Origin of the sequence: Streptomyces phytophilus (assembly GCF_013870535.1) — a bacterium.
Taxonomy (GTDB): domain Bacteria; phylum Actinomycetota; class Actinomycetes; order Streptomycetales; family Streptomycetaceae; genus Streptomyces; species Streptomyces phytophilus.
Genome location: NZ_JACBXC010000015.1, coordinates 1 through 23730 on the forward strand (window position 1 = coordinate 1; position 23730 = coordinate 23730).

Here is a 23730-nt window from a genome sequence, read left to right on the forward strand (position 1 = left end):
CCGGGGCGCTGGAGAGGAGGCACACCCGATGACCAAGAACGGACCGACAGGAGCTCCATGGGCAGCGAGCAGACCGGCACCGGCCGCGTCACCGTCTTCCCGCTCACCCACCACTGGCCCGACCGCCGCTGCCTGCTCGCCTAGACCACCACCGGCGACTTCGGGACCACCGCCATCGTCGGCGTACTGCCGGTACCGGAGCTGGAGCACCCCGAGCTGCTGGCGGTCGCCGCCGACCACCACCCCCAGGGCCTGTACGGCGCCCGCGGAGGGCACGAGAACGCCTGCGCCGGCTGGGTGATCTGCACCGGCTGGTCCGCCCGCATCGGCGGCTCCGGGCCCCGCCTCGACGTCAAGAACACCGCCTGGAGCCTGCGCGTGGACCGCCGCATCACGCTGGACAAGCAGATGTACGGGCACGACGTCCTGCACACCGGCACCTTCGCCCTCGACGACGGCGAGCTGACGAAGCAGGCCCTCCAACTCGTCCGCTGAACGCCCGCCGCCGGCACGGCGGGCGTTCCCCATCAGCCCGGCCGCGTCCCCCGGCGCAGCCGGGGCACCCCGAGCAGCCCCGCCCACCCGGGTCGTAGCCCCTTGGGCGGGCGGGGCCCTGATCGTCCGCGTATGGCGCCGTGGCGGCGACTGTGCGCCACCCGTCTACGGAAGGACGGGCGCGGACAGAGGACGGCCCCGGGAGCGTGCATCCGCTCCCGGGGCCGTTCGGTGCGCGCGGTGGGTGACGTGCGGGCGGGGGCCAGATCAGCTTCCCTTCGGGCCAGCAGCGGGCCAGCTATCGATCTCCACGAGCCCCGGGAACGAGTTGGGGCCAGATCAGATGTCCTCTGACCTGGCCCGGAGCAGTAGGCCGTACGTGCCACAACCCGAACTCTTCGCCCTCTGCCATCCTTGTCGAGGGCCCTGAGATCGTCATCCGCCCGGTCGGCACCCGTCGCTCGGCAGGTGACGCCCGATGACGGGCCGAACCGCCTCAGAGATCTGGATACGTCGCGGCTGCGCCGTGGTCGTCGCCGCAGTCGCCGCCTACGCCTCCTACGAGCACCAGCGGGCCTTCGCCTTCCACGGCGGAGCCGACCCGACCAGCGCCGCCCTGTGGCCCCTCTCCGTCGACGGCCTCCTCTTGCTGGCCACGACCAGCCTCCTCAAGCCGAGCCCACACACCACCAGCCGTACGAGGTATGCAGTCTTGCTGGCCTTCTGGCTGGGCATCGCCGTCTCTTTGGCGGCCAACATCGCCGCTGCACCCACCCTGTCGTGGCAGCCCATCCTGGTGGCCGGCTGGCCCCCGCTCGCTCTGCTCTTCGCCGTCGAACTCCTCGCCCACCGCCCCATCAGGCACGAGACCGGCGAGACGTATCGGGACACTACCGAGACGCACCCCGAGGGCGAGACAACGGCCGAGAACGAAAGGTGGATCACTCTCGACCCTATCTCCGACACGCTTCCCCCGCCGGGCAAACCGAGGGCATGGCAGATCATGTGGACGCACTACCAGCGCGAGCAGGCCCGTGGCCGCACCCCAACGGGCGCAGAACTCGACCGCGTCGCCGGCACCAACAACTACGGCCGCGCCGTCCTTGCTCGCTGGCGCCGCAACGGCCACATCCCGACAAGATTCCAATGAGGGATGGAGGCGCATCAGTCCCCGAAACGTCAACCTAGCATGGACAATTCAATCATCTGTGGGTGCAGCGCTGTCCGTCTCGGAATGCCGCTCTTCGAGGGCTTGGCGGATCTCCTTGATGTTCGTTTCGGCCCAGAGCAGCATGGTGACAAGATCTGAGCTCCCGTAGGGCACGAGCAGGTCCCAATCCGCATCATCGCCGGAGTCCTCTATCTCCGCCGTGACGGCACGGGTCAACTGACGGACGGCGTCAATCGCCTTTCGCTGTTCGTCCTTCGCCAAATACTCGGAACGGTCCAGCCACTTTGCCTCCCTGTTCGCCGATTCCCGCGAGGCAAGAGCAACGACGTGACGCACTACGCCTCGGACGGCGTCCTCAAGGGCCAGCGCGTTCCGGAGAAGCGGAATACTGCTCATGTCGCCCTCATCGGGTTCGCGCCCCGGCGAAAATGTCCTGTAGAAGCTCCAGGGATCTTGAGGTTCACTCAGGCGCGCCAGTGTTCTAAAGACGGGCTCGAACGACGCCATGGGAGGATACTCGACAGGTAGGGTGGCCCGGTGCCTCCAGAGTTCGAGGATGGTGGCCGCGGTCGCACGTCGTATGTCGTCCGCTTCGTCAAGCGGGCTGGTTTCTGCGCGCATGATCAGATCGCTGATGTGGTGAGCCATCCAGCGACCGAGGATGTCGTGATCGGCGAGGTCGTTGGCGATGTCCTTTCCCAGTTCGAGTGTCTTATTAAAGCTCGCTGCAGTTTCCGGAGACATCGATGAGGTAAATCTTGTAGGACCGTTCTCTCGGGGGGAGGGTTTCGTCATCGTTTATGTCATATCTCGGCGAGTAGGGCTGCTTGTTGTCTTCATGGGTGCGGTCGATCATCACTTCGATGATGAGGCTGCGACCTGTCAGCGCGAGCAGCTCATTGAGAGTGTCACGTCGGATCTCAAGTCGCTCGCCCTGCGTTCCCGTGGTGCGGTCCATGCTGGTTTTTGCCGTGTCGTCCCAGACCCTACTGCGGAGGGCGGGGCTATCGGAGCGGGTCCACGTACGCATATCAGCGTCTGGGTCCAGTCCCAGCAATTCGACGAATTCGTCAGCGGGCCGCCGAGGCGGGTACTTGACACCCGCAGCCAGAGGATCTTTGATGTCCAGTCCCTCGTGGTCTGACGGGTCGATGATCCAGCCGGCCAGCTGGAATCCCTCAACATCGAATTTGTAGTCTTGATCGCTGGCATCCGGGATACGGTATGCCATGTAGGATGGGGCGGTTTGCAGAGCGAGTACGAGGGCTCTTGCCTTGTCCGGAGTTACCAATGCGCTGCGGACCTGGACCTCTTGTGCTGCTCGGTAGCTGGTGTCGTCCGAGCTCTCCCAGACAGTAACCCATCCGTCATCCACGATGAGACGCTCACTGAAGTGTCGACCGTTCAGGCTCCAGATCCAGTCCGGGCCGGGTGAGTCATGCTCCGATGCGAAGACGCTTGGCGGAGAGAGATCGCGTCGGTCGGCAAGCCATCTGCCGTCATCGCGGGTGATGAGAAACTCACGCAGCCAGGCCGTGAACATGTCTCTGTCCATCTCAGCTTCGCGATATACGGGGTACGCCTTGACCAACTCCCCCGCCACTGTGCACAGGGCGTGGGTGGACAGGTAGAAGTCCAGGTCGTCCGCCTCTGGCCAGGTGGTTCTGTAAGCGAAGGTGCTTCCCTCTTGATAGAGTTTGAGCGTGTGGCGTGGGTCCTCCTTGTGGGTGCCTCGGTATGGAAGTCGCCATTTCTCGGTAATGGTGTTGCCCGCAAGACTCACTGCCGTTTCCTTGGTGATTCCGAAGGCTTCCGCCAGGGGCTCGAACCAGCGACCGGTCAAGTCCCAAGAGAAGTGGAAGGCAGTCGGCTCCGCAAAGAGGGACTCGTTGATCGCATCCTGCCCAGGTGCAGCGTCCTCGGAGACCGACCCACTCTGCTTCCTTGCTCTGCTCTCTTCCCAGGACTGGCTGATGATCCTCACCGGTGTGTTTAGCCTGCGGAGGATGTCGAGCTCTTCGGCCGTCGCATTAATGGAGCGGGAGGAGACGAGGGAGAGGAAGGTGGCTTTGGCGCTTTCCTGCATGACGACGTGTGGTTCGTTTTCAAAGATAATCTTTCTCAGCAACGGCTCGAACTTCGCAAGCGTCTGATGCGCGGCCGGGGTTTGCGCTGCTCGCGCGAGAGCAAGCAGCAGCCACTGAAGGGCGTGCATCCTGTAGAAGGGCAGACGTGCGTCGAGAAAGAGGCTTGCGTCAAGCATGTCCAGGGCAAAGCGCTGTATCGCATCCAATTCTGCGTGACAGCCGAGTTCGACAAAGAGCCGCACGCAGTGTGCGGCACGCCACCTGACGCCGTGCTCAGGGTCGCCGAGAGCCCCCCACACATAACCTGCCAAGCACTCTTCGACGCCTGATGGCCCCGTGGGAAGATCGCTGAAGGAGCCATCACCCGCATCCTCTGGTGCAAGACTGGCCAACATGGTCCCGAAGTCGTCGAGGACGACTTGCGCCTGTACGTCGGTGAGCCGTGGAGCGAGTCGGGCCGCCAGATAGTAGCACTCCTCGGAGAGGAACACTGCGGAATGCGACCCAAGTTCCCTCAACGCCGTTCCGAAGAAGTCCTCACCGGGTACGCCGGCCAGGTGGGCAAGTTGCGGCAGGTCGATGGCAACGTAGGCCTTGGTGGTCAGTTCGCGACAGAATCGGGCTGCGGCCGTCTGTGCGAGGAGATGCAGTTGCTGACGTGCGGCTTGCGGGAGCGTCGGCTGCTCCGCAAGCTTCTTGATCAGTTGTTCATAGTCGAAAGTGCTGAAATTGGGGACGGTGCGGAACGCGGCCAAGACGTCGTCAAGTTCATGCAGGCGTACGCGGATCGCGCGATCAATGACTTGCTCCATACCGAGCAAGTGCCCGGATCTACGGACCAGCGCACGTGCCCTTTCCCAGCCTTCGGCAGTAGAGAAGTCGCACGTTGTCAGGGCGTCCTGAAACTCTTGAGCACGCGCGTTTCGTGCGTCGTCGTCTTCGTCCTCGGCCCATCGGGGTGAGACGTAGTGGGAAGTCATGGGGGGCGCAATGTGGCGGCCTGCGGAGTCGAGCAGTGTCCCGGCAAGGTCGATGTTCAGCTCCCGGGCCGTCCGGTCTAGTTGCTCGAAAGATTTGCTGCTGAATCGTTGTGCCCTTAGGAATTCCCCCAGCGTACTGGCAATGTGCTGCCCGTCGATGGGGGCGTAGCGGAATGCCCGCTCTATGAGCTGAAGGGTGCTGACGCTGTGTTCATCGAATGGCACCATCGCCAGAGCCGACATGGCAGACGCTGCCAGTGGGCTGCCCTGCTCATCGAGGAGTGCCCGGATGAAGGGCCGCGCGGAGCAGAAGCGACGGTCGCGCCAGCGGGAGGCAACGGCTGTCGCGGTTGTGGCACTGAGATGGCCCATGGACGACAGGGCCGCGGCGTGATCGGATCCGTCTCCGAGGTAGGGCTCAAGGCCTTCAACGAGTTGGGCAAGGCGATACGCGCGGCGATCGTCGGTGTGGTCTCCGTCGGATGCTCTCCGGGCGACGGCGAGGAGCGCCTGCCACAGCGCATGAACGTCGTCACCCACACGGTCGGTCAGATCGATGGCCTTGGTGAAGTAGGCATGGGCCTCTCTCTCATCGAATCGATAGACGGCTCGGGCGAGATTCACCATCTGCTCCGCCGTGTACTCCGCACCCTCTTGAGCAGTGTCCAGTGATGTGGCCACGAGCTCCGCAAGCTCGACTGCAAAATGCGCCAGTTTCTCGTTGGGGGCCGCTGTTCGTACGGCGTCCGTGAGAACGCCAGCCGGAAGGTGGCGTTCTGCTGCCCGGTACCAATCGAGGAGAAGCTGACGCGATTCCTCTGATGACCCAAAGACAAGAATTCGGACACCGAAGCGTGCGACGCCTCGGATGAAGAAGTGCGGCGTCTCGTTCTCGAGATGAGTTCTGAGCGTGGTAGCCGCCAGTTCACGGAACCGGGCGTCTGTGTTGCTGGAGGCTCCAACGAGGCAATCGATCCACAAGCTGACCCAGCCGCCCAGGGGCACGACACCTTGCTGGTGGTCGGTGAGCTCGCGGGAGTGAAGGTAGGGATGTTTCCGTGCTTCGATGACGTCAGCGCCAGCGAAATCCTCCACGTTGAAGGGTTGCCGCCTGACTCTCGCCAGCAGCGCGAACCCGGACATCAGTGTGTCAGTACCCCGGCTGTAGAGGCTTCCCGCGCCTCTTCCCAGGTTGTCAGGGAGATTCCGCTGCAAGATCAGTTCGGCTTCCTCATCCGACAACAAGCCATGTCGCAGGCCCATGGCAATGATCCAACTGACCGCCGGAATTTCCATGTTCTCGTGCGATACGCCTGGATGCCGACGAAATGAAACAGGTCTGCGCTGCCGCTTTAGCATTTTCACCAGGCGTCGCGCCAGCGGTTCCTGGCAGACGAGGTTGGCCTGCCAGGCCGCGTGGGCGACCGCAAACTGAAGATATTTGAGGCGCGTCGCCGCCCAACCAAGCATCTCAAGTTCCTGGATGCGACCCGCGTCGGCAAGGCGAGCAGCTATGATCACTCCCGCTTCGAAGCCCACTTGCTTGGGGCGCCACCGTGCCAGGTGGGCGATGCATGCCTCCACACCATCGGTGTTGAGGAGTCCAAGGGCGACTTCGACGATGTCGGATGCATTGATATGGTGATGGAGCTGATCGTCATGGGACTGCTGCACCCAAGCTCTCAGCCAGTCGGTGGCACTGCGTAGCCTGCTGCGGGCAAAGTCGGTCTGACCGGCGGCGGACGCCAGTAGGGCGCCTTCGAAGTGGAGGTGGGAGCCTGGCCAGTCCACGGCGAGGCTGCGCGTCGCGACAATGTCTTCGATGGTGCTGGCGTCCAGGAATTTTCCTGCAAGGTCCGTATTGCAGCGCAGTAGGTGAAGCCTGCGGGAGTGACCGGCAGCCAAGCTTCCGGTCTTGAGCGCCAGCCGGGCTGCGTCCAATTCCTGTCCTGCACGCAGCGTTGCCTTGAGGGCGAATTGGGCACGCTGCTGGGCGATCTCCCGCTGCTCTAGATCATTGCCTTCGGGGAGAGCGCCGTCGGTCAGCGCTAGCTCAACGAGGGTGTCAACCTGACCCGCCTCCCACAACAGTTGAGGCAGAGTTGCAGCCACGTAGGGTTCGGTGCCGGCAAGCGGGGTCAGGCGGTCAATAAAGTCGATCAGGGAATCGTTGGTAGGGCGGTAGGAGTTCCGGAACCACGTTTCGGTCGGCTCGTCGCGGAACTGCAGCGTGTCACTGTCTACGAGTAGAGGTCGACCAAGATCGGCTGCGAAACTGTGGACGAGGGAAGCGGGTACTTTACACAGTTCGCACAGAACCCGGATGGGGATCCTCGGCCGGAGCGCAGCCAGGGCCTCACACAGTCGGTCGATCTCACTGGTCATGTGGTAAGCGTCTTTGCATTCTTCCACCAGGTTCCGCAAGAGCTCGTCGAAGAGAGAGGCGTCGGGCCGTCTCGTCTCTCCCAGGGAGGACAGGCAAGTTTCGAGATCTGAAGCCGAGTCGAGTACGAGGGCCTGAATCCGGGGGTTGCCGCCCGTGCGGCGGTGGAACTCTGCCGCCTGCTGCTCCGTGACCATGCCAAATGCCGTCTCGAGATGCTGCTTAGTCTCAGCGACGCCGAATCCGGTGAGCTCGATTCTGTGGACGTGGGGTGGTGGTTCCAGAAGATCGATTCGTTCGGTACGGCACAGCACCACAAGCCGCACGTTGTCGGGCAGAGTTTCGCGTAGGATCCCTGTGACAAAAGTGCGCTCGCTGCAATCTCTTGAAATTAGGGCCGCGTTGTCGGCCGCATCGAGAACGAGAACTAGAAGTGCTTCGGGAGCCGAGGCGGACAGAGCATCTGACGCGACTTTGACCCTGGCCGCGAACGCCTTCGCATAGTCGGCCGGCTGCGCTGTGGCAGCAGGGATCAGCGGATCACAAAGGGCATGCGCAGCAAGCTCATTCGCCAGCTGCACCAGCCCTTGCTGATGCTGATGGCGGGGTGAGCTCAAGCGCCTGTACCCACCGTTGCCGAAGCAGTCGTAAACCAGAGTGACGGACTCAGAAGGCAGATTGCGCTCGATCTGTGTCGTTAGCACCGACTTCCCGACGCCCCCGGCGGCATGGACCAGCACAGGCCGACCAGCCAGGCGAATGATGTCGTCTGCAATCGCATGAGTCTGCGGAGTCACGATCACGCGATCGGGTCGGCGGATGAGATTGGGAGCCGGCAGTAGACGGTCAGGAGGAACTCGGAGGGCGGCGAGCACGGTGGATCGATCGACGACGTGATCTGCCTCCAGTGATGTCGCGCGTCTGGCGATCATTTCCTTCAGCAGAACGTGTTCCACGTCGGGGGCTCCAGGGAGAAGGCCGGCCAGATCCGTCCGAAACAGGTATTCCAAAGCGAGCAATCCTGGAGCCGTGGGGTCCACTCCGAGTCGACTGAAGAAAATGGCTTCGCTGGCTGTGTCATCGGAGAACCCCGCGTACTGCTTGAGGTATCTGACGTCGTGCGCATATGCGTTAAGTTCCCCGCCTGTTCCCAGGATCCCGATCGCTTGCAGAACCGAGTCACGGACCGGCCGGTTGGAGAGGAACTCGAAAGACACCTTCTGCTCAAGCCCCGGCGACTCCTTCCTGATCTGCCTGAACTTGTTCGCGAAACCGGTGACGGTTTTGGCGAGGCCCGATACGGTCCATTCTTCAGCGGCATGCATGGTCGAATGTTTCAGCTGCCGGTACACGACGCGAGTCGCTTCTTGAAGACCGTTCGCCCCGTAGTACTCGGCGAGATCGATGACGTCCTCGCCGTGGTCTCCTTGGGTATCCTCCGGTGACACGCCCTCGACAGCAATCGCCCTCAATTTCGTGCCAGGAAGTAGCAATTTGAGAGCCTGCCGAGCCGCCCAATGGTAGTGGAACTGGTCACCGTCTCGACTAGGCCGCAGTAGGTCAGTCATGCTGGCTCCCGGCAGACCTCGGGTTGGAAGGACTCGACAAAGTACTCCTTGCATCACATCCGACCAAGAAGGAAGAATTCACCATACGCTACCCACTGTTATCAGAGTCGGGCAACATCGAGTACGAGACGGAGGCTATGTCCGCCGCCGCTCGCTGACCATGATCGAGAAGGTTGGGGAGTCCTCGAACGGCTTGTCCTCGCCGACCTTGCGGTACCCCCACGACTCGTACAGGGCCTGCACCTTTGGATGATCGCGGTCCACCGACAGGGTCGTCAGGGCCTCCGGTCGGCCTTCGAGGAGGCTGTCATGGAGGCGACGGGAGATGCCTGTCTTGCGCCATTTCGGCCTGACCATGACCTCCGACACACCGAACGTTGAGGATCGCTCGGGCTCTGGTTTCGGCTCGAGGTGGCCGCGCCACCACTCCCGTCCTGGAGTGAGTGAGGCGCCGTATGCGTAGCCAACCGGCTCGCCGTCGTCGTAGCCGACCACGCAGGTCCAGCCCGGACGCGACGACCAGTGGTCGACGAACTCTGCGAAACGCTCGCGGGTATTGAAGGGATCGTGTTGCTGGTCGGCGTAGCAGTCATCGTGTACGTCCAGCAGCATGGTCCGCAGCCGGGGTGCGTCGGCGCTGGAGTAGGAGCGCAGGGTCAGAGGGTCGCCCGTCACGCCATTGCCTTTCGGTAGCGGTCTGCGAACTCGGCGGCACCGGCGGGGTTGCGCGCTTGGATGTCCCGCTGGAGACGGTCGAGCTGATCGACCCAGCGCTGGCTGCGCACCTCGGGCAGCAGCTCCAGGGCGTTGCATCCCACGGCGACGGCTTCGTCTTCCTCGCCGCCGGCGTGGAGGCTGCGTGCCAGTTGCACGGTCGCGGCGAACTGGTTGCGTCGGAAGCCGCCGATGAGGTCGAGGCCGTCACGCTCCGCCTGGGCGGAGCACTTGTAGTCGCCGAGGTGGTAGGCGCACATCGCGGCCTGACCGGTCAGCTCGGCCGGCCCGCAGAAGGCCAGCCACGGCGGGGGATCAACCGAGGCGCGATCGAGCTCCTGCTCGGCGCGGTGCAGTGACTGCCCACAGCGGCCGCGCTGCCCGGCGACGGAATGGCCGAGAGCGACGCGGCTGTGCAGCAGCGCGGACAGCCGCGGATCCCGTCTGCCCCGGGTAGCGTCCAGGGCGACGCGGGCGATGGCGACGGCTTCAATGCCGTGTCCGAGGTCGACGGCCTGACGGGACATGCTGGACCAGATGCGGGCCTCCAACTCGGGCGCTCTGGCCAGGCGCGCGTACTGCAAGGCGGTCCGCCAGTGACGGCGTGCCTCTTCGTGCTGCTGGGAGTCGTAGGCGAGCCAGCCAGCTTCCTCGCACAGCTCGCCGAGAGCGTGGTGCAGCGCGGTCTGGACCCGGCTGCTGTAATGGCAGTGCCGCATGGCGTGCTCGATGTGCCCGACATACCGGCTGGCGATGTCCGCGAGACGGGCGCTGCCGTGCTCGGCGTCGAGTCGCACCAGACGGGCCTCCGCACCGCGGACGCGCTCGACGTCGCTCATGCCGATGCGTCCGGACTCGGGCAGAGCGGGAAGTGCGATGAGGACGCCGGCGCTGAGGATGAACTTACGGCGGTGCACGGGCTGTTCCTGCTCCTGAGCGGTTGCTGGTCCTCGCACAGTAACGTCGGCGGCATCCGCGCGGGGAGGCGTGAAACCGAGTTCGGCGGCGGTCCGGCCGAGGACCGCTTCCAGCGGCAGCCTTGTCCGGTCCTGCGGCCAAGCGACCTGGCCCTTCAGCAGGCGGCGGATATGCCGGTCGCTGCAGTCGCCGGGCGTGCCGAACAGCGTCTCGTGCGCGTCGTTGACAGCCTCGGCCAGGCCGCTTTGCGTGTGGCCGGACTCCCTGATGGCCCGGCGCAGCGCGTCGTTGGGCTGTGAGGACATGGGCACCCGCTTCCGGGAGTGACACCCATCACAGTAGCGGGGTGATCACTGTGCGTGGAGAGAAGTGTCCGGTGGCTGTGAAGTAACCCGGGGTGGGTCTGTCCTGTCGCCGCCGGTGCTGCGACGGAACGGTGGGGACTCCAGCACGTACATCTGCGGAGCCCTCTATGCCGATCCCCTCCCCCGACCCCGTAAACAGCGCGGACGCCGACGGCGTGCGCCAGGTCGACGTGGCCGCCGTGGTCGAGACCGTCCGCAAGACCAAGACCCCGCGCCTCGCCGCCCCGCCCGAGAAGATCATTCGCAAGCTCGTCGAGCAGCTCCAGGAACACACAACCGTGTTGATGCGGCAGGCCCTCGGCCCGGACGACAAGGAACTCAAGGTGATCCGCGAGGCCGCCGCGGAGTGCTCCAGCCTCTTCCCGGCCCTACTGGACGAGCACTCCCGTGCCGAGGCATGGCAGCGCGTATGCCACTTCGCCATCGTCACCGAGGGACTGCTGCGCCGCTGGTGCCAGGCCGACACGGTCGGCGGCGACTACGAGATCCGCGTCGAGGAGAACGAACACGGCGGCTACTACGTGTGGGACACGGTCAGCTGCAGCCTCCCTACGAAACCTTCGACGGAGCCAGCCGGCCGCGCACATGCCTCTCGATGCGGCGTGGGAGCTGACCCGGCGCCTCAACCAGAGGACGAGGTGAGGGCGATGACTGCGGCGACCAAGAACCTCGGTATGGGACACCAGGCGCATCCCTGGCTGGGGCGCCTCGTGATCGACACCGAACACGACGGCCAGGTCGGCGTGCTGCGAGCCGTGGCGCCCGACGTCGACGACATCCGCCTGGAGGTAATCACCCCGCCGCATACGCCGCCGGTGGCATGGCTCGCTCCGCAAGGCGGCGGAGTCGAGTGGACCACCAGCCTCACCGCGATCGAAGCAGCGACCCAGTGACCACGTGGCTCTCCGCGATGGCCGGGACCCTCACCGCCCACTCACATAGAGAAGCCCCCATGCCCGCGCACACCGTGAAGGATTCCCATGCCTGCTAAGGAACGCCTGCTCCTGGATGCGATGACCGACGACATCCTTACCGTCGTCCAGTGGAATCTGGAGAGCGACGGAGGCCCAGACCCGAGCAGTGAGCGATGGCGACGCGCGCACGACATCCTCGCCGCGCACGGGCAGATCGACATCCACCTGCGGCAAGAGTCGAAGTACAGCCGCGAGCGAGGACATCAGCGCCTCCACGCCACCGAACGCCGCCTCGGCGGGCTGCGCGGGTTCCTGTCCGCCCCGAACCCGCACGCGGACGCCGACATCGCCACCGCGGTGTTCATCCGCCCCGAGAAGTTCGCCGTGCTCGAATCCCGGCCCCGGGCCAAGCCGTGGTGGCTGCACCCCACGCACGTGATGGTGCGGCTCGGTGAATGCCCGCTGCCGATGAACATCGTGTCCTTCCACATGTGCTGGTTCGACCCCGACCAGCGGCTGACCGAGGCGCAGTGGCTGACCACCCTCGCCCAGCCGGGCATGGTCACCCTCGCCGGCGGCGACACCAACAGCTATCCGCAGCAGCCGGATCCGGACCTCACCCTGCCCGACTGGACCACGGTCACCGACCGGGCCCACCTGGCGCACCGCACCATCGTCGAGGGCGGCGGCCGCCGCAGCGACACCCGGCCGGATGAGGTGCTCACCACCGCCGGCTACGTCGACCTCGGCCGCCACGCCGCCGACCACCTCGGCCAGCCGGACGCCCTCACGCCCACCGCAGGCCGAGCCGATCAGGGCGGCCCCCAGCGCATCGACCGCACCTACGCCGCCGGAGGTCTCGCCGACGCCCTCAGCGGCGTCGAGGTCGTCCACACCGACGTCTCCGACCACCCCCTGTTGATCACCCGGCTCCGCCGCAGCCGCGTGGAGCGGGTGCTGCGCGAGCAGTCCACCGTCGCCGCGTCCCGCTGACCCGAAGAGGAGGTGTCCCGTGCACGAGATCATCGTGAGCCCGTTCCTCGACGACTACCTGGTGCTGCGCCCGGATCGCACGGCAGGCATCAAGATCCCGCTGACGCGCTACCTGGAGCTCAAGCAGGCCGTCGACACCGGCGACACCATCCCGGGCTGGCTGGTCGACGCCGGCCGATGGGCCTGGGACTTACGCCTGGCCGACAAGCCGGCCGCCGGCACCGTGCTGGTGCGCAGCCCGTCGCCGTACGGCTACGCCCGCGCCTCCTGGGAGATCAACAAGGGCTGCGACTATGACTGCGACCATTGTTACCTGGGCCTGAAGAAGTTCGAGGGCCTGCCGTGGAAGCAGAAGCAGCAGCTGCTGGAGACGATGCGCGACGCCGGTGTGCTGTGGCTGCAGATCACCGGCGGCGAACCGCTGATCGACCGCGACTTCCCCACCGCGTACGGGTTCGCCCACAGCCTCGGCATGGTGATCGCGATCTCCTCGAACGGCTCGCAGCTGTCCAAGCCGCACATCCTGGACACGCTCACCGTCCGTCGCCCGTACCGGATCACTCTGAGCGTCTACGGCGCCACCGCCGCCTCGTACGAGGGCATGACCCGCAGCCGCGGCGCCTTCCACCGCTTCACCCGCGGCCTGGCCGCCGCCCGCGAGGCCGACCTGCCCGTACGACTCAACATCATCGTCTCCAAGCACAACGCGCACGAGCTGGACGCCATGAAGGCCCTGGCCTACGGCTTCGGCTTCCCGCACCAGGTCTACACGAACATGTCGCCGACCATCGACGGCAGCGGCGAGCCGCTGCCCACCCAGGCCGCCGACTTCCTACGCAAGCGCCGACCCTTTACCGGCTGCAACGCCGGCCACACCTTCTTCCACGCCGACCCCTGGGGCAAGGCGTCGATCTGCAAGGTCGGCCGCGACCCAAGTGTGGACCTGATCAGCAAAGGCGTCGAGGGCCTCAAGCGGCTCGGCGGCATCGCCGACCAGCTCATGCTCCGCACCGGCGGCTGCGCCGGGTGCCAGCTGTCCGGCACCTGCTGGACCTGCCGGCCGCTGGCCAAGCTCTACCAGGAGGCGAAGGCACCCCTGGAGTCCTACTGCCAGCACGGAGGGAGGTAACCCATGCCAGCAGCACCAGGCACGACGACGCGCGAGCCCGTGCCCGTCACCATCACCACCAGGCCGCTCGCCCAGGACGAGGTCGAGATCATCGACGACCTGGACGAGATCGTGGAGAGCGTCATGTGCTCCTGCAGTGCAGGCGACGACCAGCCGTACTGACCTGGCTTCCCGAGCGACCGCCCCGGCCCGAGTAGGATCGGGGCGGTCCGCCGTCCGGCCCGAGGTGTCCGTATGTCCATGCCCCGCATCCACTGGGACGCTCTGCCGCTCGCCGCCCGCGCCGCCGTGCAGGAGCACACCGGTCCCGTGCTCGAGGCCCGCACCGCCGGCGGCGGCGTGAACTCCGGCATCGCCACCCTGCTGCGCACCGCCGCCGGGGAGGTGTTCGTCAAGGGCATGCCCGCAGGCCACCCGCAGATTCGCACTCAGCACCGCGAAGCCGCGATCAACCCCCACCTGCCTGGCTCCTGCCCACGGCTGCTCTGGCACACCGAGGCCGCGGACTGGGACCTGCTCGGCTACGAACGCCTCAAGGGTCGGCACGCCGGCTACACCCCGGGATCACCAGACCTGCCCCTCATCACCGAGGCCGTCACCGAGCTGCAGCGCACTCCCTGCCCCGACGGCGTGCCGGTCAAGCGGGCAGAGCAGCGCTGGGCCGCCTACGCCGATCCCGATGCGGCCGAGCTGTTCGCCGGCGATGCGCTGCTGCACACCGACCTCGCCCCCCACAACGTGATCGTCGACGAGCGCGCCCACCTGATCGACTGGGCCTGGCCCACCCGCGGCGCGTCCTGGATCGACCCAGCGGTGCTCATCCTCAGACTGATGGAGGCCGGCCACACCGCTGCCGCCGCCGACGCCTTCGCCTGCCGCTTCCCCTCCTGGACGACCGCACCCCGCACGGCAGTAGCCGCCTTCTCCACGGCGAACGCCCGCATGTGGGACGAGATCGCCCGCCATGATCCACAGGAGTGGAAGAAGACCATGGCCCGCCTCGCCCACGACTGGCAGACCTACTGGCAGCACACCCAGAACTGAGGCAGCAGCCCACAGACCCGGCAACCACGGCGGCTCCGAGGCGAGCTTCCGTCCACCCGACGAACACCAGCACACGCCAATCCGGTGGATGCTCCACATCCCGCTCAGCCTCGCCTACCTGCCAGTGAGGCACCTCGGTCCATGTCGGCGCACAGTTGACCTTCTCAATCGGCTTCGGAGACGTGCGATCGGTAGAGGCTGCCGACGCATGTCTGTACTTGGAGCGATGGTATAAGCTCGCTCTGAGGCCGTGGCGACGGCCGCGGTTGTGTCTTGGCCCGTGCCCGAGACGCTGCGAACAGCCGGAAGTTCAGTCATCGCGATCACTGCGGTCAGCTGTGTTCTCTTCACGCCTGTCCAACGCACGGGTGACGACGGGAATCGAGAGGACAGCATGAGGCGCCAGTGTGCCCACGGCACGAAAATGCCCGTTCACCTCAGGCGAGCCACGTATGCAAACGCCGTCGCAGCCGTCGATCTTCTGCAAGAAGTGCTGCGCTACTGTGCGACTGATCGAGCTGATCACGGTTGGGCCAGGATGTGCATGTACCGAGCGAGTGACGCAATGGACACGCTTGGACGGCTCGCGGGAGTGATCGCTGCCCAACTGGCACAGAACGGCATGACCCGCACTGACATCCATCGAATGCTCCACGTCGAGAAGGAATGTCGCCGGACTGACCAACCGCCGCGCATTGAGGGGCTGTCGTTCTCGAAGCAAGACTTGTTCTACATGCCATCCCCGCTGTACGAGCAGGTTCAGAAATCGGTGGCACTGGTGGTGCTCAGGCTCCATCAAGTGGTGAAGGAAAGCGTAGAGGAACACAATAAGGAGTGGTTCCGCCATAGCTTGTATCACCTGGTGCTGGCGATGGATGAATTGGGCCTGCTCAACCGAGCGATTGCTGCGTTCAACGCTCGCGTCTTGAGCGAGGAAACCTTGGCGCGCTTTCAGCATCTCTTCCAACAGCGGTCCAGGATCAGCATGCCGGATGCCGAAGACAGCGCTTATCTGGCTGGGCTCTTGGGGCGCCATATCGATGGTGAGCCGGTAGTGTGGAACATTATCGGCCGAACTCAGGGCGAGCGGCGGCGGGTTGTGCCCAAGCCCAACTCTCATGACGGGCGTGTTCTGCAAACATTGGCCGCTCTGGATTCGGCACTCCAGACCTTGCAGTGGAACGATGCTAGCGGCATCCCTTTGGACCGCACGCGAAGCACAGTCATCGCGTATCTAAATGCACTGACGGCAGCCGAGAGCGATGAGGATGACTATCCGCCGCTCTATTGGTTGGACCTACATGCACAAGCAGAAGCGGCCGTGGCTGCCAGCGCACTCTTCAGCAGCAAAGGCTTCCATGGTGTGCGGTTGACTGGGTCCAGGACGGTAGCGGGCCGGATCAGCACAAATGAGAACTAACGTGGCTCAGCTATTGGCTGCGGGGACGAGCTGGGCGCTTGTGGGCGGTTGGGTGTCCGGTGCACTTGTCCTGTCGCTCCTCGTTATCGGTCTGACAGCAATCTGCAGGGCCGAGCGGAAGGATATTCCCGCAACCCTGCAAGCCCTCGCCAACTGGCTGCCGTGGAGTGCCAAGAACAAAAGGCGCCGCTGAGCGCATGTATCTGCGGGCCGGGAACCGACCCAAAAGCGGTTCCCGGCCTGCCCGCCAAGCACCACGCCTCCCTATGACGCGGTGCTCCAGGCAGCCACCGAGGTACACACCACCGGACTGATGGAGCCCAACTCAGAGGCTCACATGGCAGGCAGCGAGATCCTGGTCGGATTGGTCGACGAGCTGATCGCGGTGTGGGACGGGCAGCCGGCCCGCGACTACGGCGGCACCGCCGACGTCGTCGCGTACGTCGAACGCCATGGAGTCCCGGTTCGGGTGATCTGACCCGACGGCGCGAGCCGAGACTGATGGACGCGACACCTCCCGCGAGCGAAGGCGCCACCAAGGCGACAGGGACGATAGGATGTGCAGCCGACGCCACCTCAGGGAGGTTGACGAACAGAGCTGAGGTGCCCCCTGCACCCTCTGCCTAGCAGCCGCGTCAGCCGTTCCACGGAACCGCAACCCCCGGGAACGGCCAGGGCCATACGGGCCGCTAGATGGCATGTCGGAGCAGGTGCACCTAGCAGGGAGGGGTGCTAGGTCTAGCGCCCCCGCTAGCATCTGATGTGCTGAATGGGAGTCTCCCGGGACGTGGTCGCCAAGTGGCGTCGCAGGCTCCTGGAGCATCGTCGGGAGAGGCTGGTCGACCCGGTCGCCGGCGGTTCCCGCCTGGCGCGGGTCGTGAGGCGCGCGCATTGAGCGAGACATCCGACCGAATGTTGTAAAAATCTGACCGCCACCTGTCGAAAAGTGGCTCGAAATCCGGTCTTTTCTTGTAAGGAACTCTCCCAAGGGAAGGCTGGTGTGTTCATGGTCGAGGTCGCCAGCGCCGCTGGGCGTGGTGCGGATGGCTTGGGGTTTGGTCCTGCGGGTCGGGCAGCGGGTACCCAGCGTCCCAGAGGCGCTGGGGCATCCGCCGGGGGTGTTGGCGGCAAGGCCGCAGGCCACGGCGGGGGTGGCGGGAGGCGACAGCGTCTCCGACTGACTGGTTCCAGTCAGTCTCATCAAATAGTTCAGCGCGCGGGGCGCGGCCGGGGTCTGCCCGGGGAGCCGGGTGGCGATCTGTGGTCCCGGCTGACCGAGCGGGATCGCCGCATCCTTGATCTGCTGGCCGAGCACCACGTGCTCACCACTGACCATCTCACCTATCTGCTCTTCCCTTCACGCTCGCGCGCCCAGCATCGCCTGCTGGAGCTGACGCGGATGGGCGTGCTGTTCCGCGCGCAGCCCTACCGCGCGGCGGGCGGGTCGAAGCCGTTTCACTACCTGCTGGGCTATCGCGGGGCGGAGTTGCTGGCCGCGCAGGCGTGGGCCGATCCGCCGCGGCCGTCGGTACACGCCAACTGGATCCGGCGGACGCTGGAATCGCCCAGGCTCGGCCATCTGCTCGGCGTCAACGACTTCTTCGCCGCACTGGCCGCGCTGGGCCGGCGGGCGGGCCTGGCCGAGGGTGAGGGGTTGCTCGCGTGGCACAGCGAGGACTGGGTTCGTGACCATGATCCCGCGTCGATCCTCCCGGACGGCTACGGCCTGTGGGTCGAGGGCGGCCGGGCGTTGGGCTTCTATCTGGAGCACGACACCGGTACCGAGTCGCTGTCCCAGGTCGCCGAGAAGATGGATCGCTACCAGCGGCGCAGGAAGTACCAGCCGGCCACAGCCCGGCTACTGCGCGGGATGGTGCTGTTTTCAGTGGCCAGCCGTCGTCGCGAGGACGGGCTGCGGAACGCGTTGTGGACACGCTGCGGCCCCATCCCCGTGGCCACCACCAACCGGGCGCTCAGCGGCCCGCTGGGGCCGGCAGCAGAGGTCTGGTCACTGCTAACGGCCGAACCACGACAGGCCCGCCGCGTCCGCCTGGGCGACCTGCCCCGGCTCATCGGCGGCACGCAGCCCGATGGCGCCCCCACCATCCTGACCACCGTGCCCGAGTTCGACGACCCCGACCCGGACTGGCTCGCTGACGACGAAGCACACGACGACAAGGACGACATGGAGGCGGACGCCGGCGCCCTTGCCGAGACCGACGTCGAGGTGGAGACGATCGAGATCGACGCTGAGTCCGACGATCCTGAGCCCGCCCCCTCACCGCCCAGGCCATCGTCCCGGCCGCCCGCTCGGCGGCATCGGCCACGATGGTGGCCACGGCCGTGGTGACCGGACCCGCCGAGATGACCCGCGAGACCGCGTGCGAGAGGCCGCCGAGATATTCCGTCTCGGTCCGAGTCTCGCTTTCTCGCCTCTCGACGAACCCTCTCGAATGGCCGCCCTTTCGACACCCCTCACTTTCGTCAGGGAAGGAGCCGCCGTGCGCCAACGCCGTGATGAACCGGACCCCGATCAGCCCGCCGTCACCGGGCCGCATCGCCGTGGAGGCTGGAAGGCCGAGCGTATCGAAACCCAAGCCATGACACCGGATGAGCACACCCGCGCCGTCACCGCCTTAGCTGCCCTTATCGCCCGCTGGCACCAGCACCGCCATGACCCGCCGTACGAGCAGGATGACGCCGCCTGATTGCCAAGACCCCTTCTCCCGGCAGCCGATACGCGCGACAATGGAAGTGTTCTCGCTCGCTGCTCTTCACCTGCGGCGTTAGGCGATTCTTAGGCGTTTCGTAAGTGGCAGCCCCGCCTGACAGCGGCGCAGCGCGCAGCCCCAAACGCCGGCTCTAACAGCACACACGGTTTTTCTCCTCCTGGGAGGCTCATGTCATCTGCCACCCGCGCCCGCCGTTCTCACCATGCCGCCGCCCGCCCGATGTCCAAGGACGTGCGGGTGGGGATCTACGTCCGCCGCTCCACCGACGATGAGCACCAGCCCTACTCCATCGAAGCCCAATATGCCCGCCTGGCCAGCTACATCGACTCCCAGCCCGGCTGGCGGCTGGTCAAGCGCTTCCACGACGACGCCTCCGGCGCCACCACCAACCGCCCCGGGCTGTCCCAGGCGATGGCCGCCGCGCGGGCCGGATTGATCGACGTGCTGCTGGTCTACCGTGTGGACCGCTTCTCCCGGCACCTGCGCGACATGGTCACCCTGCTCGATGAACTCGACCAGGCCGGGGTGGTCTTCCGCTCCGCCACCGAGCCGTTCGACACCTCCACCCCCATGGGCCGGATGCTGGTGCAGATGCTGGGCATGTTCGCCCAGTTCGAGCGCGACACCATCATCGACCGCGTCATCGCCGGGATGGAACGCAAGGCCACCACCGGCAAGTGGATGGGCGGACCTCGGCCCATCGGCTATCTCATCGATCCCGGCACGCACCACCTCGTGCCCCACCAGGTCGAGGTTCCCATCGTCCGGTCGATCTTCGGCATGTACGTGTACGACCGGCTCGGCAGCAAGACCATCGCCCAGCGGCTCAACGAGCGAGGCCACACCACCAGCACCGGCGGCCGATGGTCCGGCTATCAGGTGCTGCGCACGCTGACCAACCGCGTCTATCTCGGCGAGATCACCTTCAGGGCGATCACCACTACCGGCTGCCACCCGGCCCTGATCGACGCTGAGCCGTTCGAGCAGGCACAACAGCTCCTCGCCACCCGCAGCGACGCCCACCGGCACCGGGCGGCCAATGGCTCGGACTACCAGCTCACCGGGCTCATGCGCTGCCCGAACTGCCAGCAGACCCTCATCGGTACCCGGGCCCACGGCAAGACCAAGGTCTATCGCTACTACACCTGCTACAGCCGCAGCCGCTACGACACCAGCAGGTGCAACGCCCCTCGCATCAACGCCGATGCGCTGGAGGCCGCCGTCTTCGACGCCCTCAGCGGCTTCTACCGCGACCAGCGGCAGCTCATCGCCGAGGCGATCGACCGCGCCCAGGCCCAGCACCTGGCAGGACGCCGGGAACAGCGAGCCGAGCTCACCACCGTTGAGGCCGAGCTCGCCCGACTCGACCGGGCCATCGACCGCTACCTCACCGCCTTCGAAAACGGCACCCTGGAAGAAGAACTCCTCGCCGAGCGGCTCACCGGCCTGCGGGACAAGGGCAAGCGACTGCGCACCCGCCGCGACGAACTCACCGAGCAGATTGCAGACCTCCCCGCCCAGCCGGAGCCGGCAGCCCTCAACGAGGTGGCCGATCACATCGCAGACGTCATCACCAGCGGCACAGACAGACAGCGCAAGTCCCTCATCGAGGCCCTGATCGCCAAGATCAAGATCACCGGGCCGGGCCGCTTCGTCCCCGTCTTGCGCATCCCCCGCATCCCACAGCCACGTCCCGCCGACGCTCCCACCAGCAACACAAATCCCCAGGTCAAAGACACCAAGGAAGGTGTTCGCGCAATGACACACCTGGTAGGCCGCGTGGGACTCGAACCCACAACCAACGGATTAAAAGTCCGGTGCTCTGCCAATTGAGCTAGCGGCCCGCCCGGCCAGCATAGCCCGGACCTCGGCGTGCCCCCGAGCGGATATCGGCCGGGGGGTGGGGCGCGGCCCCGCGCCTGGGTGGGAGGGGCCGCGGGTGGGGGGCGGTCAGAGGTCCGGGTCGGTCCAGGGGCCGCGGATCATGGCGACGTGCTCATCGGAGAGCGCTCCGGTGTAGGTGCGGACCTCGTCGATCGCGGCGGTCATGGGGGCGGTCCAGCCGGTGGCCGTGCGGGCGCGGCCGAGTTGGAGGCCGGTGGTGGCGGGCCAGGTGGCGGTGTCGGGGAGGGGGAGGTCGGCGGCAAGCATGCCGTCGGTGTAGAGGCGGATGCGGTCGGCGGGGTCGTCGTGGACGACGGCGACGTGCTGGCCCCACGGGTTCGCGTACGCCTCCGCCACGGTGTGTGTCGCCGCGGGGGTGTCGGCGTCGGCGAGGACGAGTTCCCACGCCCCGGTGTCCGCCTCGTAGCGGACCTCGACGGCGTTGGTGTGGTCGCCGGGGAGGGAGAACAGGGACATGTCCCGGGTGGGCAGGTCGTTGCCGAAGCGGACGTACGCGGCGAGCGAGTAGCCGGCGGTGGTGTCCACGGGCGGGGTGGCCGTGGCGGCGTAGCCGCCGTTGCCGGTGAGTTCGAGGTGGCCGGCGCCGGAGATCGGGTCGACGTCCGTGACCGCCGCGCCGTCGGACAGGGTGAGCGGCTGGCCGCCGGTGTATTCGGGGCTGGTGCCGCCGGGGGCTTCGTCGAGCATCCAGTAGCCGGTGCGCTGCGCCTTGCGGGTCGCCAGCGTCGCGGCCTCGTCCGCGACCACGACGCGGTCCCAGACGCGGACGTCCGCCAGCCGGCCGTGCCAGTTGCCCGCGTGGCCTGCGGCGGTACGCACCCGGCCCAGTTGCAGGTCGCCGGGCGCGGGGGCAGCGGTGGCGCCTTCCGCCGTTGCCGCGAGGCGGCCGTCGACGTAGAGGCGGGCGGTCTGGGCGGGGGCGTCGTACACCGCCGTGAGGTGGGCCCACTTGCCGGTCGCGACCGCGCCGCCCGTCGCCCGGACCGGGTCGGCGGTTCCGTCCGCGACCGCCAGGGACCAGCGGCCGTCGTATACGCCGAGCGCGAAGGACGCGGGTATCGCGCCGCCGTCCTGGCTGAGCACCGCCATGTCGTCCCCGGCGGCGGGCTCCGGCCGCGCCCACGCGGCGACCGCGAAGGACTCGGCGGTGTCCGCGATCGCGGTCTGCGGGGTCAGGTGCGCGTCCGCCGTGCCGTCGAGTGCGGCGGCCGTGCCGTACGCGGTGCCCTCCGGGCCTGCGGCGCCGAAGGTGACGCCCGTGCCCGCCGTGGCCGGTGCGGTGCCGGCGGCGGGGGCCGCCTCGGCCGCGCCCGCGGCGTCGCCGAGCGTCCAACTCGCCACCGGGGTACGGCCCGAGCTGACGCGGATGGTGTACTGCACGGGCGCTGACATGTTGCCCGCCCTGCTCACGGACTGGGCCTCCACGATGGACACACCCGACCGCTCGGGCGTCCACGTGACGGTCACGGGCTCACCGGGGGCGGGGGCGTCGACCAGGCGGGGCGACGAACCGTAGACGGACCAGCGGTACTTGACCGCCTCCTCCCCCGGTGCGTCGAAGGTGAACCGGCCGGGGCGGCCGACGCCGTCGGTCCAGCCCTCGGGGTCCTCCGGGTAGTCGGGCGAGGAGATCACGGGCAGCGCGGGCGAGGTGGTGTCGTAGACGAACTCGCAGGGACCCGCGCCCCCTTCGGAACTCCACGGCCCCCACGCCTTGCCGTCCCAGCCCCGCACCCGCCACTGCACGGGCGTGTCCTCGGGGATGTCCTGCTGCTTCAGGTGCCAGGAGAACTCGGATCCGCTGCGCTTCGACGTCGTGGTCACCTCGCGCGTCTGCGGTTCCCCGGACGGGTCCTGCCAGCTCAGCTCGAACTGGGCCGCCACCGGGTCGCCGTCCGGGTCGTGCAGGACCGCGCGGAGATCCGGCGCCGTGCGGACGTACGGGCGCTCGTCCCCCGCCGTGCAGGGGAGGGACCACGTGGTGAGGTCGGCCGTGGCCGGCCGGTCGGGTGCGGCGTTCGCGGCTGCCGCCGCCGTGAGGGGTGTGGCCGCCAGCGCTGCGGACAGCGCCACGGCGACCAAGGCGGAGCGGAAGAGAGCATGACGGGCCAAAGTTTCCCTCCTGGGTGAGAACCGACGGGATTTCTCCTGGCGGAGGGTGTGGGGCCCCTCAAGGCATTGCGCTCGCGCAGCCTAACAACCCGCTGTGACAACGCGCCTACCCTTTGTTCTCGGCAGGCGTGCGCGCACGCGTGCGGGCCCCCTCCCTGAGGGAGGGGGCCCGGCGTGCGCGTGGGTGTCAGCCCTTGCGGTTGTTGCGGTCCTGGCGCTTCCAGCGCGGCTTGTCCGTGCGGCGGTCGTCCGAGGTGCGGCGGTCGTGGCCGTACGACGGGCGGGCGTCGCGGCGGTCGCGGCCGGCGGGGCGGTCGCCGCCGAGGCGGGAGCGGTCGGACTCGCGGCGCTCGTAGGGGCGGCGGTTGTCGCGGTCGTAGGGGCGGGCGGCGGTGCCGCGGTCGTCCCGGCGGGGGTAGGAGCTGCCGCGGTCGTACGGGCGGGAGCCGCGGTCGTCGCGGCGGGTGTCGCGGCGGTCGTACGAGCGGGGCTCACGGGTGCCGTACGGGCGGTCGTCGCGGCGGTCGTACGACGGGCGGTCGTCCCTGCGGTCGTAGGAGCGGTCGTCGCGGCGGTCGTTCCGGTAGTCCCGGGTCTCCCGGCCGTCCCGGCCGTCCCTGTTGTCGCGGCGCGGGTACTCGCGGTCGTTGCGGCGCGAGTCACCGGACCTGTCGAACGACCGGAAGCGCTGCTCCCTGCGGTCGTGCCGCATCCCGGTACGGTCCGTCCGGTCCGTCCGGTCCGTCCGGTCGTACGCGCGGTCGCCGCGGGCCTCGTACGGGCGGTCCTCGGACCGCGCG

The 23730-nt window shown here is 66.9% G+C and carries 15 protein-coding genes, 1 tRNA gene and 3 pseudogenes; 12 read left to right on the top strand and 7 right to left on the bottom strand.

The window, feature by feature from the left end; translation table 11 throughout:
• Window positions 1-297 precede the first annotated feature (297 nt).
• Together H5J30_RS36295 and H5J30_RS02500 are read left to right on the top strand one after the other, a co-directional pair.
• The gene (locus H5J30_RS36295; RefSeq protein WP_258563041.1) at window positions 298-495 is read left to right on the top strand and encodes a hypothetical protein; all 198 of its coding nucleotides are present in this window, start codon (window positions 298-300) and stop codon (window positions 493-495) included.
• A gap of 478 nt (window positions 496-973) precedes the next feature.
• Window positions 974-1645 (top strand): DUF2637 domain-containing protein, encoded by a 672-nt coding sequence (locus H5J30_RS02500; RefSeq protein WP_181785490.1) that lies wholly within the window; start codon window positions 974-976, stop codon window positions 1643-1645.
• Window positions 1646-1693: 48 nt separating this feature from the next.
• Here the strand turns inward: H5J30_RS02500 and H5J30_RS02505 are convergent, their stop codons facing one another.
• The 4 genes from H5J30_RS02505 to H5J30_RS02520 form a co-directional block, all read right to left on the bottom strand.
• Window positions 1694-2410, bottom strand: a complete 717-nt coding sequence (locus H5J30_RS02505) for a hypothetical protein (RefSeq protein WP_181785491.1) — start codon at window positions 2408-2410, stop codon at window positions 1694-1696.
• Window positions 2382-8684 (bottom strand): hypothetical protein, encoded by a 6303-nt coding sequence (locus H5J30_RS02510; protein WP_181785492.1) that lies wholly within the window; start codon window positions 8682-8684, stop codon window positions 2382-2384. Before H5J30_RS02510 ends, H5J30_RS02505 begins: the two co-directional genes overlap by 29 nt.
• 135 nt (window positions 8685-8819) lie before the next feature.
• A complete protein-coding gene (locus H5J30_RS02515) occupies window positions 8820-9296 on the bottom strand; it encodes a GNAT family N-acetyltransferase (protein ID WP_181785493.1) in 477 nt (158 codons plus the stop codon).
• Window positions 9297-9355: 59 nt separating this feature from the next.
• Window positions 9356-10621 (bottom strand): NsdA family TPR-like regulatory protein, encoded by a 1266-nt coding sequence (locus H5J30_RS02520; RefSeq protein WP_181785494.1) that lies wholly within the window; start codon window positions 10619-10621, stop codon window positions 9356-9358.
• 167 nt (window positions 10622-10788) lie between these two features.
• Between H5J30_RS02520 and H5J30_RS36300 the strand changes: the two genes are divergently transcribed.
• The 10 genes and pseudogenes from H5J30_RS36300 to H5J30_RS37630 form a co-directional block, all read left to right on the top strand.
• Window positions 10789-11574 (top strand): hypothetical protein, encoded by a 786-nt coding sequence (locus H5J30_RS36300; protein WP_258563042.1) that lies wholly within the window; start codon window positions 10789-10791, stop codon window positions 11572-11574.
• An 87-nt stretch (window positions 11575-11661) separates the two neighbouring features.
• Entirely contained in the window at window positions 11662-12588 is a 927-nt protein-coding gene (locus H5J30_RS02530; RefSeq protein WP_181785495.1) for an endonuclease/exonuclease/phosphatase family protein, read from the top strand.
• A gap of 19 nt (window positions 12589-12607) precedes the next feature.
• Window positions 12608-13717 (top strand): radical SAM protein, encoded by a 1110-nt coding sequence (locus H5J30_RS02535; RefSeq protein ID WP_181785496.1) that lies wholly within the window; start codon window positions 12608-12610, stop codon window positions 13715-13717.
• A 3-nt stretch (window positions 13718-13720) separates the two neighbouring features.
• The gene (locus tag H5J30_RS02540; RefSeq protein ID WP_181785497.1) at window positions 13721-13879 is read left to right on the top strand and encodes a hypothetical protein; all 159 of its coding nucleotides are present in this window, start codon (window positions 13721-13723) and stop codon (window positions 13877-13879) included.
• A gap of 72 nt (window positions 13880-13951) precedes the next feature.
• Complete coding sequence (locus H5J30_RS02545; protein WP_181785498.1) at window positions 13952-14761, top strand: phosphotransferase family protein; 810 nt, start codon at window positions 13952-13954, stop codon at window positions 14759-14761.
• 565 nt (window positions 14762-15326) lie between these two features.
• The gene (locus H5J30_RS02550) at window positions 15327-16181 is read left to right on the top strand and encodes a hypothetical protein (RefSeq protein WP_181785499.1); all 855 of its coding nucleotides are present in this window, start codon (window positions 15327-15329) and stop codon (window positions 16179-16181) included.
• Between the two features lie 237 nt (window positions 16182-16418).
• Window positions 16419-16659 (top strand): annotated as a pseudogene (locus H5J30_RS02555) (hypothetical protein); the annotation flags it as partial.
• 528 nt (window positions 16660-17187) lie between these two features.
• On the top strand, window positions 17188-18531 hold the full coding sequence (locus H5J30_RS02560; protein WP_258563044.1) for a replication-relaxation family protein: 1344 nt from the start codon (window positions 17188-17190) through the stop codon (window positions 18529-18531).
• A gap of 151 nt (window positions 18532-18682) precedes the next feature.
• Window positions 18683-18889 (top strand): hypothetical protein, encoded by a 207-nt coding sequence (locus H5J30_RS02565; protein ID WP_181785500.1) that lies wholly within the window; start codon window positions 18683-18685, stop codon window positions 18887-18889.
• Window positions 18890-19132: 243 nt separating this feature from the next.
• Window positions 19133-20089: pseudogene (locus H5J30_RS37630) on the top strand (recombinase family protein); the annotation flags it as partial.
• A 592-nt stretch (window positions 20090-20681) separates the two neighbouring features.
• On the opposite strand, the gene H5J30_RS02575 reads toward H5J30_RS37630, so the two are convergent.
• The 3 genes and pseudogenes from H5J30_RS02575 to H5J30_RS02585 all read right to left on the bottom strand — a co-directional run.
• Window positions 20682-20757: transfer RNA gene (locus H5J30_RS02575), tRNA-Lys, on the bottom strand.
• 106 nt (window positions 20758-20863) lie between these two features.
• Window positions 20864-22891, bottom strand: coding sequence for a LamG domain-containing protein (locus H5J30_RS02580; protein ID WP_309505408.1), 2028 nt, complete (start codon window positions 22889-22891; stop codon window positions 20864-20866).
• Window positions 22892-23117: 226 nt separating this feature from the next.
• Window positions 23118-23730, bottom strand: a pseudogene (locus tag H5J30_RS02585) (DEAD/DEAH box helicase); the annotation flags it as partial.

Bases quoted from the DNA above. Each gene is read 5' to 3' on its own strand.
- H5J30_RS02530 (WP_181785495.1), top strand. From the start codon at position 11,662: ATGCCTGCTAAGGAACGCCTGCTCCTGGATGCGATGACCGACGACATC.
- H5J30_RS02550 (WP_181785499.1), top strand. From the start codon at position 15,327: ATGGACACGCTTGGACGGCTCGCGGGAGTGATCGCTGCCCAACTGGCA.
- H5J30_RS02520 (WP_181785494.1), bottom strand. From the start codon at position 10,621: ATGTCCTCACAGCCCAACGACGCGCTGCGCCGGGCCATCAGGGAGTCC.
- H5J30_RS02515 (WP_181785493.1), bottom strand. From the start codon at position 9,296: ATGCTGCTGGACGTACACGATGACTGCTACGCCGACCAGCAACACGAT.
- H5J30_RS02505 (WP_181785491.1), bottom strand. From the start codon at position 2,410: ATGTCTCCGGAAACTGCAGCGAGCTTTAATAAGACACTCGAACTGGGA.
- H5J30_RS02500 (WP_181785490.1), top strand. From the start codon at position 974: ATGACGGGCCGAACCGCCTCAGAGATCTGGATACGTCGCGGCTGCGCC.
- H5J30_RS02510 (WP_181785492.1), bottom strand. From the start codon at position 8,684: ATGACTGACCTACTGCGGCCTAGTCGAGACGGTGACCAGTTCCACTAC.
- H5J30_RS02560 (WP_258563044.1), top strand. From the start codon at position 17,188: ATGGTCGAGGTCGCCAGCGCCGCTGGGCGTGGTGCGGATGGCTTGGGG.
- H5J30_RS36300 (WP_258563042.1), top strand. From the start codon at position 10,789: ATGCCGATCCCCTCCCCCGACCCCGTAAACAGCGCGGACGCCGACGGC.
- H5J30_RS02545 (WP_181785498.1), top strand. From the start codon at position 13,952: ATGTCCATGCCCCGCATCCACTGGGACGCTCTGCCGCTCGCCGCCCGC.
- H5J30_RS02540 (WP_181785497.1), top strand. From the start codon at position 13,721: ATGCCAGCAGCACCAGGCACGACGACGCGCGAGCCCGTGCCCGTCACC.